This window comes from Sphingomonas sp. PP-F2F-A104-K0414 (genome assembly GCF_004340945.1).
Classification (GTDB): domain Bacteria; phylum Pseudomonadota; class Alphaproteobacteria; order Sphingomonadales; family Sphingomonadaceae; genus Sphingomonas.
The window spans coordinates 107,988-124,747 of record NZ_SLYD01000007.1; the positions used below are offsets into that span (position 1 = coordinate 107,988).

The following is a 16,760-nucleotide window of genomic DNA, read 5'->3' on the forward strand; positions in this document are numbered from 1 at the left end:
TCATGGCAACCATCAAGATCACGCAGACCGGTTCGCCGATCCGCCGCGAGAAGGACCAGCGCGCAACGCTGATCGGTCTCGGTCTCAACAAGATGCACAAGACCCGCGAGCTGGAAGACAGCCCAGAGGTCCGCGGCATGATCCGCAAGGTGCAGCACATGGTGTCGGTCGAAGGCTGAGCCTTCACGCTACCTAGTGACAAATACCGGGAAGGGGGCTAACGGCCCCCTTCCTCATTTCCGGATTCGAACCCGGCGATTTCAAACCAGCGCGTAACAAGCGAAAGCGAGTGCATTACCATGAAGCTCAACGAACTCCGCGATAACGAAGGTGCCCGTAAGTCCAAGATGCGCGTCGGACGCGGCATCGGCTCGGGCAAGGGCAAGACCGCAGGCCGCGGCCAGAAGGGCCAGAAGAGCCGCGAGGGCGTGTCCATCGCCGGCTTCGAAGGCGGCCAGATGCCCCTGCACATGCGTCTGCCTAAGCGCGGCTTCAATAACATCTTCCGCAAGGACTTTGCAGAGGTCAACCTCGGCGCGATCCAGCTCGCGGTCGATGCCGGCAAGATCGAGGCTAACGCCACGCTCGACCACGACGCTCTGAAGGCCGCTGGCCTGGCACGCGGCGGCAAGGACGGCGTCCGCCTCCTCGCCAAGGGCGAGCTGACCACGGTCCTCTCGTTCACCGTCGACGGCGCGTCGAAGGGCGCGATCGAAGCGGTCGAGAAGATCGGCGGCAAGGTCGAGGTGATCCACTTCGTCCCCGCAGCCGAGAAGGCTGCCGCCAAGAAGGGCGTGAAGTACAAGGAGCGTGCGGCGCACAAGGCGTCGTTCAAGGCTTAAGCCGAACCGGAAGGGGGTGGGTGCGAGAGCGCCGGCCCCCTTTTTGTTTGCAGGGGCCTCGCATTTACCGTTCGGGATTAACGCCCCCTCCGTTCGCCTTGAGCGAAGTCGAAGGGTACGTCACTCGGGGCAGTGTCCTTCGACTACGCTCAGGACGAACGGAATTTGGGTGTTTCGCGGCCCTCACCCCCGTTCGTCCTGAGTAGGGGCTGAGCGAAGCCGAAGACCCGTATCGAAGGATTTGCCCCAAGCGAGCGATCCTTCGATACGCCGCTTCGACAAGCTCAGCAGCTACTCAGGACGAACGGATCGTGGGTGTCAGCGACCTCCCTAGCCCGCGATATCCCACCTAGCCATTAGACAAGCGCGCCCGTGCGCCTATATGAGCGGCGGGGGCGGTCACAACGCATCCCGCCTTCTTTGTTTCCAGGACGATCACACGCATGGCATCCGCAGCCGACCAGATGGCGCAAAGCATCAGCCTTTCGAAATTCGCGAAGGCGACCGACCTCAAGAAGCGGTTGTGGTTCACGATCGGTGCGCTGATCATTTTCCGCCTGCTCAGCTATGTCCCGCTGCCGGGTGTCGACCCAACCGCGCTCGGCCTGCTGTCGCAGCAGACGCAGGGCGGCGTGCTCGATTTCTTTAACACCTTCTCGGGTGGTTCGCTCAGCCGCATGTCGCTGATCGCGCTCGGCGTGATGCCCTACATCACCGCCTCGATCGTGGTGCAGCTCGCGACCTCGCTGTCGCCGACGCTCGCCGCCATCAAGAAGGACGGCGAATCGGGTCGCAAGCGGCTCAACCAGTATACGCGCTACGGCACCGTCGGCCTGACCGCGGTGCAGGGCTATTTCATCGCCGTCGGCCTTGAGACACTTGGTGCGGCACAGGGCATCCAGGCGGTCATCGAGCCCGGCATGATGTTCCGCGTCGCCGCGGTCATCTCGCTGATCGGCGGTACGATGTTCCTGATGTGGCTCGGCGAGCAGATCACCAGCCGCGGCATCGGCAACGGCGTCTCGCTGATCATCATGGCCGGCATCGTTGCGCATCTGCCCGTCACGCTCGTCAACCTGCTCGAAGGCGGCCGCTCGGGCTCGCTCGATCCGATCAAGCTTATTGGCATCGTCGTCGCGGTGGTCGTGCTGATCCTCTTCATCTGCTTCATGGAGCGCGCGCAGCGCCGCATCCTGATCCAGTATCCCAAGCGCCAAACCCAGCGCGGCATGCAGGCCGATCGCAGCCATTTGCCGCTGAAGATCAACACCGCCGGCGTCATCCCGCCGATCTTCGCGTCGTCGCTGCTGCTGATGCCGCTGACGATCTCGCAGTTCGCAGGCCAGCGCGTCGCAGGCGAATCGAAGTGGGGCGATTTCATCATCACCCTCAACCAGTATCTGCAGCACGGCTCGCCCGTGTACATGCTGCTCTACGGCGCCGGGATCATCTTCTTCTCGTTCTTCTACACCGCGGTCGTCTTCAACCCCGAGGAAACCGCCGACAATCTGAAGCGCAATGGCGGGTTCATCCCCGGCATCCGCCCCGGCAAGAACACCGAGAATTACTTCGATTACGTGCTGACGCGCATCACCGTGATCGGTGCGGCGTATCTGACGATCATCTGCCTGTTGCCCGAATATCTGGTGACCGCGTTGCAGATCCCGTTCTACCTCGGTGGCACGAGCCTGCTGATCGTCGTCAACGTGACGATGGACACGGTGACGCAGATTCAGTCGCACCTGCTGGCACACCAGTATGGCGACCTGATCAAGAAGGCGAAGCTCAAGGGCAATCGACTTCGCTAAGCCGCGCGTCTAACGCGGTAAAAATCCTGCACGAACGAGGGGAGTGCGTTTCGTGAATATCATCCTTCTTGGACCGCCTGGTGCGGGCAAGGGCACCCAGGCCGCCACGCTCGTCAGCGAGCGCGGCATGGTGCAGCTTTCGACCGGTGACATGCTGCGCGCAGCGGTCGCCGCCGGAACGCCGGTCGGCCTCCAAGCGAAGTCGGTCATGGAATCGGGCGGTCTCGTCTCGGACGAGATCGTCTCGGGCATCATCGGTGAGCGTCTCGACCAGCCGGACACGGCGAACGGCGTCATCTTCGACGGCTATCCGCGGACAGCTGCGCAGGCAGAAGCGCTCGACGGTTTGCTCGCCGATCGTGGTCGCACGCTCGACTACGTGATCGAACTCGGCGTCGACGAAGCTGCGTTGATCGACCGCGTCGTCGGTCGCTACACGTGCGCCAAATGCGGCACGGGGTATCACGATCGCTACAAGAAGCCGGCCGTCGCCGGCGTCTGCGACGTCTGCGGCTCGACCGAGTTCAAGCGCCGTCCTGACGACAACGCCGAAACCGTCCACAACCGCATGGCCGAATACCGCGCGAAGACGGCGCCGATCCTGCCGATCTATGATGCACGGGGGCTTGTCCACCGCGTCGATGGTATGGCGGATATCACGCACGTGGGTTCGTCAATCGCTGCGATTCTCGACAAGAAGAAGGCGTAATTAAGCGTGTTCCCCCGCGGAGGCGGGGGCCTAGACTGGGCCCCCGCCTTCGCGGGGGAACATGGCATCGGGCGCGACGATCTTACGCCTCCCGCTCTTACGCTTCTCTGTTTCTCTCCCCCACTCCGTCATCCCGGCGAACGCCGAGACCCACGGATACGGCGGATCATGCGTTAGCTTGCAACCACCACCAACTCCGCAACCATGGGTCCCAGCGTTCGCCGGGATGACGGCGAGGGGCCGGGACGTATCGCGGGAGTGCTTTGCTAGCTTGATCCCACAACGCGCGGAGGTACCGCCTTCGTATTCGTATTCGTATTCGTATTCGTATTCGTATTCGTATTCGCGTTGCTCTTACCGTCGCCCGCGCCCCGATCAACATGACGCAATTGTCACCCGTCGGTCATCGCCCTGACCCCCGCCCGATCCTAGAACCGACCCGTGGCCAGCAACGGTCGCACGCGTTTCCAGAGATCGGTGCCCGTCACTCCCGGGGGTACCGTGGGGGCCGGTGGGAAGACTTCTTTCCGCCGGCCTTTCCGTTTATGAGGGCAGGAGATAGTGACCGATTTCGGTGGCAGGGAAGGTGATAGCGCGTTGAGCCGCAAGATTTTGATCGTCGAGGACGATGCGTCGACATCCGCGTATCTTGCCAAGGGTTTAGCCGAAGCCGGGCATGCAATCGAAGCCTGTGCCGATGGCCGCGACGGCCTGTTCCTCGCCAGCGAGGGCATCTTCGACCTTATCATCGCCGACCGCATGCTTCCCGGCCTCGACGGCCTGTCGATGGTCAGCGCTATTCGTGCCGCCGGCATCGCCACGCCAGTCCTGATCCTGTCCGCGCTCGCCGCGGTCGATGATCGTGTTGATGGCCTTAAGGCCGGTGCCGACGATTATCTCTGCAAGCCGTTCTCGTTCGCTGAGCTCTCCGCCCGGATCGAGGCCATGCTCCGCCGCTCCGACCGCGCCGCGACCGAGCCACAGAAGACGAAGCTTTCCGTCGGCGACCTGGAGATCGACCTGCTCGCTCGCGCCGTGTCGCGTGCGGGTCGCTCGATCCCGCTGGGCGCGCGCGAGTTCAACCTGCTCGAATTTCTCGCGCGCCACGCCGGCCAGGTCGTGACGCGGACGATGATGCTCGAGAAGATCTGGAACTATCATTTCGACCCGGGTTCGAACGTCGTCGACGTCCATATCGGCCGCCTCCGCCGCAAGCTCGAGGACGGGTTCCCGACTCCGATCTTGCACACGGTGCGCGGCGCAGGCTACCGGCTCGCCGTTGAAAACTGATCCGGGGGAGTGATTCGCCTTTCGGTAACAGCCCGGATCGCGTTGCTCTCGATCGCGCTGGCGCTGGTGTCCAATTTAGCCCTTGTTGGCTTCGTCTGGAAGACCACCAGCGCCGACGCGATCGATGCGATCCGTCGCGAGACGACCGAGCAATCCGAGGCGTTGCGCGCAGTCTGGCGTAGCGGTGGGCTTCCCGCGGTCCGCCAGGCGATCGACGGTGCGGTTGTTCCCGGCGACGTTTCGCTCGTCCTCGCGGTGATCGATCCGGAGGGACGGGCGCTGGTGGGGATCGCGCCGGAACGGCTCGCTGTACCGCTCAAAACCACGCATTTCCGGATCGCGCGGCTCGGCGCCGACGAGCTCTGGTCGGCGCGTGAGTCCGGCTACGCGCTTCACCCGCTGGGTGATTATTGGCTGCTTACAGGGCGCAATCTCGACCTGATCGCCGCAGAGGAGCGTGCGATCGAACGCGCGCTCGCGGTTGCCGTGTTCCTTTCGCTCGCGCTCGGCGTGGTCGGTGGACTCGTTCTCACGCGCTATGTCGGCCGCCGGCTCGATGGTATCGCCAAGGCGATCGAAGCGGCGGGCGAGGGCGACCTTTCGCGTCGCGTCGACATGGTCGCCGGCGGTGGCGACGCGTTCGATCGTCTGGCCGCGCGGTTGAACGTCATGCTCGGCAAGCTCGAAGGCGTGATGGCCGAACTGCGAATCGTCACCGACAGCCTCGCGCACGACCTCCGTTCGCCCTTGGCGCGCCTGCGCACCAAGACCGAGCAGGCGGTGCTGATCGCCGATCCGGATGCGCGCGAGGCGGCGCTGGGCGGGCTGCTGGTCGAGACCGATCTCGTCATGCGGATGCTGACGATGGTGATCGAGATCAGCCGGTCGGGTTCGGTCTCGCGTGATCGCTTCATCGAGGTGTCGCCCGCCAATCTGCTGGAGGAGATCGGCGAACTCTACGCCCCCGTTGCGGAGGATGCTGGCCTCGTCTTTACCATCGCGATCGACGACCGCCCGCCGCCGATGAAGCTCCATCGCGAACTGATCAGCCAAGCGATCACCAACTTGATCGACAACGCGCTTCGCCACGGCGCAGGGGGCGGCGAAGTCACGCTACGGATCGTCCACCGCACCGACGGCGTCGCGATCCAGGTCGAGGACCGCGGCCCCGGCATCGCCGCCGCCGACCGAGCACAGGCACTGAAACGGTTTGGCCGTCTCGACAGCGCGCGCTCGACCCCCGGAGCAGGCCTCGGCATGGCGCTGATCGAAGCGGTAGCGCGGCTGCACGACGGCCATTTCGAACTCGGCGACAATGCTCCCGGCTTGGTCGCAAGAATTGTCCTTCCGGTCTGATCCTCCCCTGCAAGGGGGAGGTGGCTGGCACTAGCCAGACGGAGGGGGAGGAATGGAGAACCTACGTTCCGTGTCCTCCCCCTCCGTCGCTTCGCGCCACCCCCCCTGGCAGGGGGGATCGTAAGCCGCAATCGGTTGACCGGAACCGCCCCGGAGGCGATGCCGTCAGGATGACGACACTCGCCTCCAACCGCCGCATCCTCGCCGCCAGCCTGGTCGGCACTGCGGTCGAGTTCTACGACTTCTACATCTACGCCACCGCCGCCGCGCTCGTATTCGGGCCGCTATTTTTCTCGGGCCAATCCGACTCCGCGCAGTTGCTACTGAGCTATGCCACGTTCGGGCTCGCGTTCGTCGCTCGCCCGGTCGGCGCGATCGTGTTCGGGCATTTCGGTGACCGTGTTGGCCGGAAATCCACGCTTGTCGCATCGCTGTTGCTAATGGGCGGATCGACCGTCGGTATCGCCTTCCTGCCGACCTATGCGCAGGTCGGCTGGATCGCACCAGCGCTGCTCTGTTTGATGCGGCTGGGGCAGGGGTTAGGCCTCGGCGGCGAATGGGGCGGGGCGGCATTGCTCGCGGTCGAGAATGCGCCGCCGCACCGCAAGAATACCTGGGGCATGTTCCCGCCGCTCGGGGCGCCTGTCGGCTTTCTCGCCGCCAATGGGCTGTTCCTCATCATCGGGCTGGTACTCGACGAGGCGCAGTTCATTGCCTGGGGCTGGCGGATCCCGTTCCTGTTGAGCGCGATCCTCGTCGGGCTCGGTCTCTGGGTGCGCCTCAAGCTGACCGAGACGCCCGCCTTCCTCGAAGCGGAGGCGACCGAGGCGCTACCCAAAGTGCCGATCGCAACGCTGCTGACGAAGCATCTGCGCGCGGCGTTGGCCGGCACGTTCGGCGTCATCGCGTGCTTCGCCCTGTTCTACCTCGCGACCGCATTCGCGCTTGGCTACGGGACGAAGACGCTCGGCTATTCTCGCGAGGCGTTCCTAGCGGTCGAACTGGTCGCGATCTGGTTCCTGGCGGGCGGCGTGATCGTCGCGAGCGTGCTGGCGGACCGGCATTCCGCGGCACGGATGCTGGCGATCGGGTTTGCCGGGTGCATCGGCGTTGGCGCACTGATGGGACCGATGCTGGGCTCGGGATCGCTGTTCACGGTGTGGCTGTGGCTGTCGGGCGCGCTGTTCGTGATGGGGTTCGCCTACGGACCGCTCGGCGGATGGCTGCCGAGCCTGTTCCCGGCGGGTGTGCGCTATACCGGGGTGTCGATGACGTTCAACTTGGGCGGCGTGCTCGGCGGTGCGCTCGCGCCGATCGTGGCGGAGGCGCTCGCGCCGCGCGGGTTGTGGCTGGTCGGCGGGTATCTGATGGCGGCGGGCGTGTTGAGTTTAGGCGGGCTGCTTATCCTGGGTCGCACGACCGACCACTAACTTGTTCTCTCGCGAAGGCGGGAGCCCAGACTGGGCTCCCGCCTTCGCGAGAGAACACGCTTTTACGCTGAAACTGGCCGCAACAGCGTCAGTCGCGCCTTGCCGTGCACGCGCGTCGCGTCGACCTCGAAGCCGGCCAGTTCGACGACTTCGGCCTTGGCCGTCTCGAGGCTGATCCACGTCGCCGGCCCGACCCAACCCAGCCGCGACAGCTTGTCGAGCGCGACGAGTCCGGCACCGGTGTTGTACGGCGGGTCCATCAGGATCACGTCGAGCGGCGCCGGTGCGGGCCCAAGCGCCATCACCGACGTCGCACGGACATCGCCGCGGATCTCAAGCTTGGCGAGATTGCCCTTCAGCGCGTCGACCGCCAGCTTGTCCGATTCGACGAACATGCACGTCGCCGCGCCGCGCGACAGCGCCTCGATCCCGAGCGCGCCCGAGCCTGCGAACAGATCGGCGACCGCCAACCCCTCGAAGCTGCCAACGCGGCTGGTCAGCATCGAGAACAACGTCTCGCGCATCCGGTCTGCGGTCGGGCGGGTGGTGTCACCCTTGGGTGCGGCGATCTGGCGCCCGCGATACTGCCCTGCGATGATACGCATCAGCGTTTCCCTCCACGTGGTGCACGGGGCGGATGACCGCGCCCTCCCGACGGACCCTTGCCGGGCGCCGTGGGGCGAGTCCCCCGCTCGGGCCGTGCCGGCGCATCGCGCACCGGCCGTGGCTCGGCACCCGGACGTCCGGAAGCACTGCGCGCGGCACGTTTGTCTAGCGAACTGCGGCCGCGCGAATCATCGGCCTGCGGACGGAAACCACGCTGCGGCTCCTGACGCTGCGGCGTATCGGCGCGACGTGGCGTCACGGTGCCCCCGGCGCCGACTCGCGACGGGGCTGCACGATCGCGTGGCGGCTTGGCGGCACGGAAATGCTTGATCTTCGGGCTGGTGCTGAGCTCCTCGCCGCGATCCGCCCGCTCCTGACGAACATAAGGCTTCGACATGTCGCCACTGGTCGGCCGGGCGTGATGAGTGCCCGTCGGCCGAGCGGCATTCCGCGTGTCCGGCCGCGCCCAGGGATCGTTGACGTCGCCGCGCTGCATCGCCGCAGTTGGACGAATACGCTCCGGACGCGCTGGCCGCGACGGACGATCGGTCGGCACAGTGCCGCTGGAGAACCCCGAGCTTGCCGGCGCCGTGTACGGACTGCGGACCGGGGCACGTGCACCGCCGGGAGTTGGCCGCGCGCCTTGCGCAGGCCGCGCGCCCGTCGCAAGTCGCCCCGTCGGCGCAGGCCGCGGCGCATTGCTGCCCCGCTGGCTCGACCGCGCACCAATCCCGGCGCCCGCACCGGCACTCGCGCTGATCCCGATATTGGCGCGCGCGCCCGGACCCTCGGGCCGACCCTTCGCCAGTTCCTTTTGGAACGCGACGACGTCGTGCTGCAGCACCTCGCCGATCTGCCCGGGCGGCAGGTCGCCGAGCACGAACGGACCGTAGCGGGTCCGGATCAGCCGCGAGACCTGCAACCCGAGATGCTCGAGCACGCGGCGGACTTCGCGGTTCTTGCCCTCGGTCAGGATCATCTCGATCCACACGTTCGCACCGGTGCGACGCTCGATATTGGCGTTGATCGAGCCGTAGCGCACGCCCTCGATCTCGATCCCCTCGATCAGTTCCTCGAGCTGTGGCTGCGTGATGTTGCCATACGCGCGCGCGCGATAGGCGCGCTCGACGCCGGTCGCGGGCAGTTCGAGCTGGCGTTTGAGGCCACCATCGGTGGTCATCAGCAACAGCCCCTCGGTGTTGAGATCGAGGCGACCGACCGGCACGAGGCGCGGCAGTTCCTGCGGCAGGCGGTCGTAGATCGTCGTGCGGCCGGCGGGATCGCGCTCGGTGACGAGCAGTCCGGTTGGCTTGTGATACAGGAACAGCCGCGCTGCGCTGGGCGCCTCGACCGGATCGCCGTCGACCGTCACGCCTGCCAAGTTGCGCAGGATCGTCGCGGGCGTGTCGAGTGTGGAGCCGTTGAGCGCGACGCGCCCCTCGGCGATCATCCGCTCGATATCGCGGCGCGAGGCGATCCCGGCGCGGGCGAGCAGCTTGGCGATGCGGTCGCCCTTGATCGGTGTGGCAGGAGTTGCAGGCGCGTCGGGCGACGGGCTGGCAGTCGGGTTATCGTCTTTTGAAGTCGTCATGGCGCGGCTGATACTATGGATCGGCCGCCAGCGCGAAAATATTTGCGACCGTTCGTGCTGCGGTGCGTTAACACCCGCAAGCGTAACGACCTTTCGCGCGCGACCGGGGGCCTTTCGGCAATGTTGTTCGGCAAGAAAAAGCGGCAGATCGTCCGGCTCCTCGTCGTCGAGGACGAACCGCTGGTAGCGTTCGACACCGAATATTTCCTCGCCGAAGCGAATTTCACGATCGTCGCTACGATCGACCGGGTCGCGGATGCGTTGCCAATCCTGGCGAGCGACACGGTGATCGACCTGGTGCTGGTCGACGTGAATTTGGCGGATGGTTCGGGCATCGACGTCGCGCGCGCGGCGCACGCACGCGGCGTGCCGGTGATGTTCGTGACAGGGAGTTGCCCGGTCGAGGCGACGACGCTTGCCGCCGGCTGCATGGCCAAGCCCTACGCACCACGCGACCTGATCGCTGCGATCGAGGCGATCGAGGCGACGCGCGCTGGCAGCAAGCCCAAGCGGGTCCCGTACGGCTTCACGCTGTTCGAAGCGAAAGCCTGACGTTTCCCCCGCGGTCCATCGCCTGACGGGTAGCGCGGTTGTGATTTCCCGTTAGGGTCCCCCGCAAGCGAGTGGGAGCGTAAGTGCGATGGGCGGAACCGAAAGAAAGCGCTGGAGCGACGGGTTTCGGCCATATGTCGAGAAGGCCCCGCTGGCCGCGCTCGCGCTCGGCATATCGTCGGGCTTCCCCTATGCGATGATCGGCGCGACGCTGACCACCCGGCTGGCAGCGAGCGGCATCGACAAGAAGACGGTGACGGCGTTCAGTCTTGCGTTTCTCGTCTATAATCTGAAATTCTTGTGGGCGTGGGTCGTTGATGGCGTCCGCCTCCCGGTGATCGGGCGGCTCGGCCAGCGTGTTTCCTGGCTGATCATCACGGCCGCGCTAGTCGTCGCGGCTGTCGTCAACCTCGCGCTGATCGACCCAGCGGCCAGCATCGCCTCCACCGCAACCGCGGCGATCCTGGTCGGCGCGGCGGGCGCGACGTTCGACGTCGTGATCGACGCGTTCCGGATCGAGACGCTCGAACCGCGCCAGTTGGGCGTCGGATCGGGGATGAGCCAATATGGCTGGCGGATCGGCTCGGCAGGCTCGGGCGCGCTGGCGCTGGTGGTCGCCGAACGGGCCGGCTGGAACGCCGCCTATCTGGCGTGCGTGGTGTTCGCACTACCCGCGGTGCTGGCAGGCTTGGCGCTGGGCGAGCCCGAACGCCGCCGTCCGCCGATCGAACGCCGCGGTCTCGCCGAGGGGTTCCGCGCCATCTGGGGGCCGTTCGTCCAGTTCTTCTCGCGCGAGGGGGCGTTCTTCGTCCTCGCCTTCATCCTGATCTTCAAGGTCGGCGACACGCTCGCCAATTTGACGTTGCGGCTGCTGTTCGACGACCTCGGCTTCACCGGCGACGAGATCGCGTTCTACGATGTCGGGATCGGCTTTATTGCATATCTGGTCGGCATCTTCATCGGTGGCATCCTGTACGCGCGAATGGGGATGAAGCGATCGGTGCTGTTGTCGCTCGTGCTGATGGGCGTCTCGAACCTCTCGTTCGCTGCGTTGGCGGCGGCCGGGCATTCGAACCTCGGCATGGCGGCGGCGATCGGCTTCGAGAACGCCTCGAGCGGCTTCGGCGGTGTCGTCGTGATCGCCTATTTCTCCGCGCTGTGCGACCTCCGCTTCACCGCGGCACAGTTTGCGCTGATCTCGGCAGCCGCAAGCATCGTCGGACGGATCGTCACCGGCACGACCGCCGGCGCGCTGATCGAGGCGTTCGGCTATGTCGATTTCTACCTACTGACGACGGTGCTCGCGGTACCAGGGATCGTGCTGTTCTGGTGGATGAGCCGGTCGGGGATGATCGACCGCTCGATCGGCAGCGCCGGCGTCGAGGGACAGGGTGACGCGCGGGCTGGCGAGTCCGTCTAGCCTTACATCGTGACCGGTCGCCCCTCGTCGGCGAACGCGGCGGCGACGGCTGCGGCGCTGGCGAGGACGCCGTCGACACGGCGGACGCCGAGGAGATCGGTCATCAGATAGCGGGCTGTCTCGGGCGCGGTCTCGACCCGCGCGAGGATCGACAGCATCGCCGACTCGGCCGGGGTCATCCGCGCACAGCAGCATGGCGCGATCGCGATCGATCCCGCCGACGTTCCCGCCAGGTCCGCCATCAGCGCGCGCAACAACACCAGCGGACGACGGAAACTCTGCCCGAAGGCGGTGAACATCGTGTGTGCGGCGCGTGCGTCGGCAAGGCCATGCGCGCCCATCCGGCGCATCGCGAACAAGGCGATTCGCGCGTTTTCACAAGGCGGTAGTGGATGCGGCAGCAACGCCGTCGCGTTGGCGAGCAAATTGGTCGAGGCCGGCGTCGAACTGGGCGTCGAACTGGGGCGGGTATCGGTCATTCACGCGACTCCGTGGTGGTGTCCACAAACTCGCGCGTCCGTTATTGATAGTCAATAGCAATAAGAGCTCAGTCCGGCGGCTGGTCGTTCGTCGCGAGCACTTCACCGGCGAGATAGAGAGAACCGGCGATCAGGACGAGGTTGGATCGATCGCCACGGGCTGCGATCAGGTCGAGTGCGTCAGTTGGCGTCGACGCGGTTTCCGCGGTCTTGCCGAAACGTTCCGCGAGCGCTGCAAGGGCCTCGGGAGCATGGTGCGCATGGCCGGGGACCGGGATCGCGACGACGTGGCCGACCGAGGGCGAGAAAATCCGCATCACCGCCTCGGCATCCTTGTTGGCGAGCATCCCGAGGACCAGCGTGACCGGCCGGCTCTTGGCCAGCGTTCGCAGCGCCCGCGCAACCGGTTGCGCGGCGTTGGGGTTGTGCGCGCCGTCGAGCCACACCTCGCTGCCTGCCGGAAGCCGTGCGAGCAGGGGGCCATCGGACAGGCGCTGCATTCTGGCCGGCCAGTGCGCCCAGTCGGCGGCGGCGCGCATAGCGGCTTCGGGAACATGCAGCGCGCCCTGATGGCGGAGCATCGCGATCGCGAGCGCGAGGTTGCGGGACTGGTGCGCGCCGACGAGGCGGGGGCGGTTGGTGACGACCGAAAAGCCGGTATCCTCGTAGCGGACGGTCGAGCGTGCGGTCTCGCTCGTCCAGGCGGTGCCGCGCGCGTGGACGGGGGCACCCGCGGCGGCGGCTACCGCGGCGATCTTTGCGCGGAGGGCTTTGGGATAGTCCATCGTGACGAGCGGCACGCCGGACTTGGCGATGCCCGCTTTCTCGCCGGCGATTTCCAGCAGCGTGTCGCCGAGGAACGACTGGTGATCGATCCCGAGCGCGGCGATGCCGGTGACGACCGGGTTCGGGATGACGTTGGTCGCATCGAGTCTGCCGCCAAGGCCGACTTCGACGATCGTTGCCGCCGCCGGTGTGCGGGCGAAGGCGAGGAAGGCGGCGGCGGTGGTGACTTCGAAGAAGCTCGCCTGGAGGTCGGCAGCGTGGTCGAGCACTTCCGACAGCAAGGCGGCGAGCAGCTCGTCGTCGATCAGCTTGCCCGCAAGGCGGATGCGTTCGTTGAAGCGGACGAGGTGCGGCGAGGAATAGACGTGTACGCTGTGCCCGGCGGCTTCGATCGCGGCGCGCAGGAAGGCGCAGGTCGAGCCCTTGCCGTTGGTGCCGGCGACGTGGAACACCGGGGGGAGGTTGAGGTGGGGGTCGCCGAGGCGGCTCAGGAACGCGGTGATGCGCTCGAGGCCGAGGATGTCGGCGCCGGGCGACAGCGCGGTCAGGCGGTCGAGTTGCGCTTGCACTGCGGGGGACGAGGACGTCGCGTGGTCGGGCATTAGCTCCCCTTCCGCTTGCGGGAGGGGTTGGGGGAGGGGCTTGGGCTTGGCGATCCGTGCATCATTCCCTCCCCCGACCCCTCCCGCAAGCGGGAGGGGAGACGACTTACGCGGCTTCGCGCGCGCTGAGATAGCCGATCACCGTGCCGAGCTGCTCGCGCAGGTCCTTCCGGTGGACGACCATGTCGATCATCCCGTGCTCGAGATAATATTCGCTCGTCTGGAAATCCTCGGGGAGCTTCTCGCGGATCGTGCTCTCGATTACGCGGCGACCGGTGAAGGCGAGCGTCGCCTTGGGCTCGGCGATCTGGACGTCGCCGAGCATCGCATAGGCTGCCATCACGCCGCCCGAGGTGGGATCGGTCAGCACGACGATGTACGGCAGGCCGGCATCGTGGAGCATCTGGATCGCGACGGTGCTGCGCGGCATTTGCATCAGGCTGAGGATGCCCTCCTGCATGCGCGCGCCGCCGCTCGCGGTGAAGATGACGTAGGGCACGCGGTCCTCGATCGCCGCCTCGACGCCGCGCACGAACGCTTCGCCGACCGCTAGGCCCATCGAGCCACCCATGAAACCGAAGTCCTGAACGCCGACGACGACCCGGTGCCCGTCGATGCTCCCGCGCGCGTTGACCAGTGCGTCCTGTTCGCTGTTGTCGGTCCGTGCGGCCTTGAGGCGATCGGTGTAGCGCTTCTGGTCGCGGAACTTGAGCGGATCCTCGGGGACTTTCGGCGCGGGAAGCTCGCTGCAGCTGCCCTCGTCGAAGAGCTGGGCAAAGCGGATCTTCGGCCCGATGCGGTCGTGGTGATCGCATTTCGGGCAGACGTACAGATTGTCCTCGAGCTCCTTGGTGAAGACCATCTGCCCGCAGCCCTTGCACTTGTGCCAGAGGTTTTCAGGCGTCTCGCGCTTCGCGACGAAGGGCAGGACGTTGCGGACGCTGTTGAGCCAGCTCATGCGGGGACCTTCCGTGCGGACGCGACGGCGTCGGCGAGAGACTTGATATAGGCGCGAACCGGCTCGGCCGCAGCGGCGCCGTATTGTGCGACCAGTTCGACAATCGCCGAGCCGACGACGACGCCGTCCGCGACGCGCGCAACGTTGGCCGCCTGCTCGGGCGTGCGGATGCCGAAGCCGACCGCGATCGGGATGTCGGTCTGTGCCTTCAGGCGGGCGACGGCGTCCTCGATCGAGGATTGCTGCGCCTGTTGGAGCCCTGTGATGCCGGCGACCGAGACGTAATAGAGGAACCCGCTCGCGCCATCGAGTACGGTCGGCAGGCGGGCAGCGTCGGTGGTTGGGGTGGCAAGGCGGATCAGGTCGATCCCGGTCGCGCGCAACTGCGGGCCGAGCGCATCGTCTTCCTCGGGTGGGACGTCGACGCAGATCACGCCGTCGACGCCAGCGTTGGCAGCCGCCTCGGCGAACCAGTCCGCGCCACGCCGGAGCATCGGGTTGCCATAGCCCATCAGGACGAGCGGCACGTCCGGGTGGCGCGCGCGGAACGCGGTGGCGGTGGCGAGAATGTCCGCAGTGCGCGTCCCCTGCGCGAGACTGCGGATGTTCGCCGCCTGGATCGCCGGGCCGTCGGCCATGGGATCGGTGAACGGCATTCCGAGTTCGATCGCGTCCGCGCCGCCTGCGACGAGCGCGTCGAGAATTGGGCCGGTAGCCTCGGTGGTCGGATCGCCCGCGGTGACGAATGCGACAAGCGCGGCGCGACCGGCGGCGGCGGTGCGCGCGAAGGTGGCGGCGAGGCGGCTCACTTGCCCCGCTCCGCACCAACGCTCGTCGCTCGACTACCGCCCCGAGCGACGCCAAAACCCGTCACCCCAGCGAAAGCTGGGGTATCCCGATTGGCGACCACGGCGCCCGCCCCATGGATACCCCAGCTTTCGCTGGGGTGACGGATAAACGTTGCGGGGAGCGTCGACCGAAGTGCGGCGAGGGTGCTTGTGGCGCCACCAATCATATCGCCACCCCGAGCGCTTCGGCGACGGTGAAGATGTCCTTGTCGCCGCGGCCGCACAGGTTGGCCAGGATGATCTGGTCCTGCCGCATTTCGCGCGCCTTCTTCGTCACCGTGGCGATCGCGTGCGATGGTTCGAGCGCGGGGATGATGCCTTCGGTGCGGCACAGCAGCTGGAACGCGTCGAGCGCTTCGGTGTCGGTCGCGCTGTCATACTGGACGCGGCCGATATCGCGCAGCCACGCATGCTCCGGCCCGATCCCCGGATAATCAAGACCCGCCGAGATCGAATGCGCTTCCGTGATCTGGCCGTCTTCGTCCTGCAACAGATAGGTCTTGTTGCCATGGAGCACGCCCGGGAAACCGCCCGCGAGGCTCGCCGCATGTTCCTTGTCGAGCCCATGACCCGCGGCCTCGACGCCGAGCATCTGCACGTCGGCATCGTCGAGGAACGGATGGAACAGCCCGATCGCGTTCGATCCGCCACCGATCGCCGCGACCAGCATGTCGGGCAGGCGACCGACGCGCGCGAGCATCTGCGCGCGCGCCTCGGTGCCGATTACGCTCTGGAAATCGCGGACCATCTCCGGATACGGGTGTGGGCCGGCGGCGGTGCCGATGATGTAAAAGGTGTCGTGGACGTTCGCGACCCAGTCACGCATCCCCTCGTTCATCGCGTCCTTCAGCGTGTGCGCGCCCGACGTGACCGGGCGGACTTCGGCGCCGAGCAGCTTCATGCGGAACACGTTGGGCGCCTGACGCTCGACGTCCTTCGCGCCCATGTAGATCACGCACGGCAGACCGAAGCGCGCGCAGACCGTGGCGGTGGCGACGCCGTGCTGGCCAGCACCAGTCTCGGCGATGATCCGCGTCTTGCCCATCCGCATCGCGAGCAGGATCTGGCCGATACAGTTGTTGATCTTGTGCGCGCCGGTGTGATTGAGCTCGTCGCGCTTGAACCAGACTTGGGCTCCCATGCCTTCGGGGGCGGACTCGCGGAGCGCCTCGGTCAGCCGTTCGGCGTAATAGAGCGGGCTCGGGCGGCCGACATAATGTTCGAGCAGGTCGTCGAACTGCGCCTTGAAGGCGGGGTCGGCCTTGGCGGCGCGGTACGCCTCGTCGAGTTCGAGGACGAGCGGCATCAGCGTCTCGGCGACATAGCGGCCGCCGAAATCACCGAAATGGCCGCGCTCGTCGGGCTGGGCGCGGTAGGAGTTGGGAGCGAGGGTTGGAGCGTTCATGACTGGGCGTTTAGCACTTCGTAAATCGCTGTCACCCCTTCCGTTTCCGCTAAAGACCACCCCGGCGGAGGCCGGGGC

Annotated in this window: 16 protein-coding genes; 9 read left to right on the forward strand and 7 right to left on the reverse strand. The window is 66.4% G+C overall.

Annotated elements, in window-relative coordinates:
- Nucleotides 1–2 precede the first annotated feature (2 nt).
- The 7 genes from rpmD (at nucleotide 3) to C8J46_RS16715 (ending at nucleotide 7,435) form a co-directional block, all read left to right on the forward strand.
- Nucleotides 3–179, forward strand: coding sequence for a 50S ribosomal protein L30 (gene rpmD / locus C8J46_RS16685; RefSeq protein WP_055872633.1), 177 nt, complete (start codon nucleotides 3–5; stop codon nucleotides 177–179).
- 120 nt (nucleotides 180–299) lie between these two features.
- Nucleotides 300–842, forward strand: a complete 543-nt coding sequence (gene rplO / locus C8J46_RS16690; RefSeq protein ID WP_056047631.1) for a 50S ribosomal protein L15 — start codon at nucleotides 300–302, stop codon at nucleotides 840–842.
- Between the two features lie 443 nt (nucleotides 843–1,285).
- Nucleotides 1,286–2,650 carry a preprotein translocase subunit SecY gene (gene secY / locus C8J46_RS16695; protein WP_055872627.1) on the forward strand — a complete coding sequence of 455 codons (1,365 nt, stop codon included), beginning with the start codon at nucleotides 1,286–1,288 and terminating at the stop codon, nucleotides 2,648–2,650.
- Nucleotides 2,651–2,702: 52 nt separating this feature from the next.
- Nucleotides 2,703–3,359, forward strand: a complete 657-nt coding sequence (locus C8J46_RS16700) for an adenylate kinase (protein WP_132741523.1) — start codon at nucleotides 2,703–2,705, stop codon at nucleotides 3,357–3,359.
- 597 nt (nucleotides 3,360–3,956) lie between these two features.
- Entirely contained in the window at nucleotides 3,957–4,649 is a 693-nt protein-coding gene (locus tag C8J46_RS16705) for a response regulator transcription factor (protein WP_132741525.1), read from the forward strand.
- Between the two features lie 9 nt (nucleotides 4,650–4,658).
- Nucleotides 4,659–6,005 (forward strand): HAMP domain-containing sensor histidine kinase, encoded by a 1,347-nt coding sequence (locus C8J46_RS16710; protein ID WP_165886599.1) that lies wholly within the window; start codon nucleotides 4,659–4,661, stop codon nucleotides 6,003–6,005.
- A gap of 20 nt (nucleotides 6,006–6,025) precedes the next feature.
- Nucleotides 6,026–7,435: an MFS transporter gene (locus C8J46_RS16715; protein WP_132741527.1), complete on the forward strand. Its 1,410-nt coding sequence runs from the start codon at nucleotides 6,026–6,028 to the stop codon at nucleotides 7,433–7,435.
- 62 nt (nucleotides 7,436–7,497) lie between these two features.
- Here the strand turns inward: C8J46_RS16715 and rsmD are convergent, their stop codons facing one another.
- Both rsmD and C8J46_RS21475 read right to left on the reverse strand, forming a co-directional pair.
- Nucleotides 7,498–8,040 carry a 16S rRNA (guanine(966)-N(2))-methyltransferase RsmD gene (gene rsmD / locus C8J46_RS16720; protein WP_132741529.1) on the reverse strand — a complete coding sequence of 181 codons (543 nt, stop codon included), beginning with the start codon at nucleotides 8,038–8,040 and terminating at the stop codon, nucleotides 7,498–7,500.
- Nucleotides 8,040–9,632 carry a pseudouridine synthase gene (locus tag C8J46_RS21475; RefSeq protein ID WP_132741531.1) on the reverse strand — a complete coding sequence of 531 codons (1,593 nt, stop codon included), beginning with the start codon at nucleotides 9,630–9,632 and terminating at the stop codon, nucleotides 8,040–8,042. Before C8J46_RS21475 ends, rsmD begins: the two co-directional genes overlap by 1 nt.
- Nucleotides 9,633–9,752: 120 nt before the next feature.
- Here C8J46_RS21475 and C8J46_RS16730 point away from each other — a divergent pair, with 120 nt between their 5' ends.
- Nucleotides 9,753–10,184: a response regulator gene (locus C8J46_RS16730; RefSeq protein WP_132741663.1), complete on the forward strand. Its 432-nt coding sequence runs from the start codon at nucleotides 9,753–9,755 to the stop codon at nucleotides 10,182–10,184.
- An 88-nt stretch (nucleotides 10,185–10,272) separates the two neighbouring features.
- Nucleotides 10,273–11,604: an MFS transporter gene (locus C8J46_RS16735; RefSeq protein ID WP_132741533.1), complete on the forward strand. Its 1,332-nt coding sequence runs from the start codon at nucleotides 10,273–10,275 to the stop codon at nucleotides 11,602–11,604.
- Between the two features lie 2 nt (nucleotides 11,605–11,606).
- On the opposite strand, the gene C8J46_RS16740 is transcribed toward C8J46_RS16735, so the two are convergent.
- The 5 genes from C8J46_RS16740 to trpB form a co-directional block, all read right to left on the reverse strand.
- Nucleotides 11,607–12,083: a DUF6628 family protein gene (locus C8J46_RS16740; RefSeq protein WP_243643458.1), complete on the reverse strand. Its 477-nt coding sequence runs from the start codon at nucleotides 12,081–12,083 to the stop codon at nucleotides 11,607–11,609.
- Nucleotides 12,084–12,151: 68 nt separating this feature from the next.
- On the reverse strand, nucleotides 12,152–13,471 hold the full coding sequence (locus C8J46_RS16745) for a folylpolyglutamate synthase/dihydrofolate synthase family protein (protein ID WP_132741535.1): 1,320 nt from the start codon (nucleotides 13,469–13,471) through the stop codon (nucleotides 12,152–12,154).
- A 106-nt stretch (nucleotides 13,472–13,577) separates the two neighbouring features.
- Nucleotides 13,578–14,429, reverse strand: coding sequence for an acetyl-CoA carboxylase, carboxyltransferase subunit beta (gene accD, locus C8J46_RS16750; protein ID WP_132741537.1), 852 nt, complete (start codon nucleotides 14,427–14,429; stop codon nucleotides 13,578–13,580).
- Nucleotides 14,426–15,238, reverse strand: a complete 813-nt coding sequence (gene trpA, locus C8J46_RS16755; protein WP_132741539.1) for a tryptophan synthase subunit alpha — start codon at nucleotides 15,236–15,238, stop codon at nucleotides 14,426–14,428. Before trpA ends, accD begins: the two co-directional genes overlap by 4 nt.
- 202 nt (nucleotides 15,239–15,440) lie before the next feature.
- Nucleotides 15,441–16,682, reverse strand: coding sequence for a tryptophan synthase subunit beta (trpB, locus tag C8J46_RS16760; RefSeq protein WP_132741541.1), 1,242 nt, complete (start codon nucleotides 16,680–16,682; stop codon nucleotides 15,441–15,443).
- Between the last annotated feature and the right edge of the window lie 78 nt (nucleotides 16,683–16,760).

What these genes read in the sequence shown, in the direction of transcription:
- secY (WP_055872627.1), top strand. Translation starts at nt 1,286, where the DNA reads ATGGCATCCGCAGCCGACCAGATGGCGCAAAGCATCAGCCTTTCGAAA.
- C8J46_RS21475 (WP_132741531.1), bottom strand. Translation starts at nt 9,632, where the DNA reads ATGACGACTTCAAAAGACGATAACCCGACTGCCAGCCCGTCGCCCGAC.
- rplO (WP_056047631.1), top strand. Translation starts at nt 300, where the DNA reads ATGAAGCTCAACGAACTCCGCGATAACGAAGGTGCCCGTAAGTCCAAG.
- C8J46_RS16730 (WP_132741663.1), top strand. Translation starts at nt 9,753, where the DNA reads ATGTTGTTCGGCAAGAAAAAGCGGCAGATCGTCCGGCTCCTCGTCGTC.
- rpmD (WP_055872633.1), top strand. Translation starts at nt 3, where the DNA reads ATGGCAACCATCAAGATCACGCAGACCGGTTCGCCGATCCGCCGCGAG.
- accD (WP_132741537.1), bottom strand. Translation starts at nt 14,429, where the DNA reads ATGAGCTGGCTCAACAGCGTCCGCAACGTCCTGCCCTTCGTCGCGAAG.
- rsmD (WP_132741529.1), bottom strand. Translation starts at nt 8,040, where the DNA reads ATGCGTATCATCGCAGGGCAGTATCGCGGGCGCCAGATCGCCGCACCC.
- C8J46_RS16740 (WP_243643458.1), bottom strand. Translation starts at nt 12,083, where the DNA reads ATGACCGATACCCGCCCCAGTTCGACGCCCAGTTCGACGCCGGCCTCG.
- trpB (WP_132741541.1), bottom strand. Translation starts at nt 16,682, where the DNA reads ATGAACGCTCCAACCCTCGCTCCCAACTCCTACCGCGCCCAGCCCGAC.
- C8J46_RS16745 (WP_132741535.1), bottom strand. Translation starts at nt 13,471, where the DNA reads ATGCCCGACCACGCGACGTCCTCGTCCCCCGCAGTGCAAGCGCAACTC.
- C8J46_RS16735 (WP_132741533.1), top strand. Translation starts at nt 10,273, where the DNA reads ATGGGCGGAACCGAAAGAAAGCGCTGGAGCGACGGGTTTCGGCCATAT.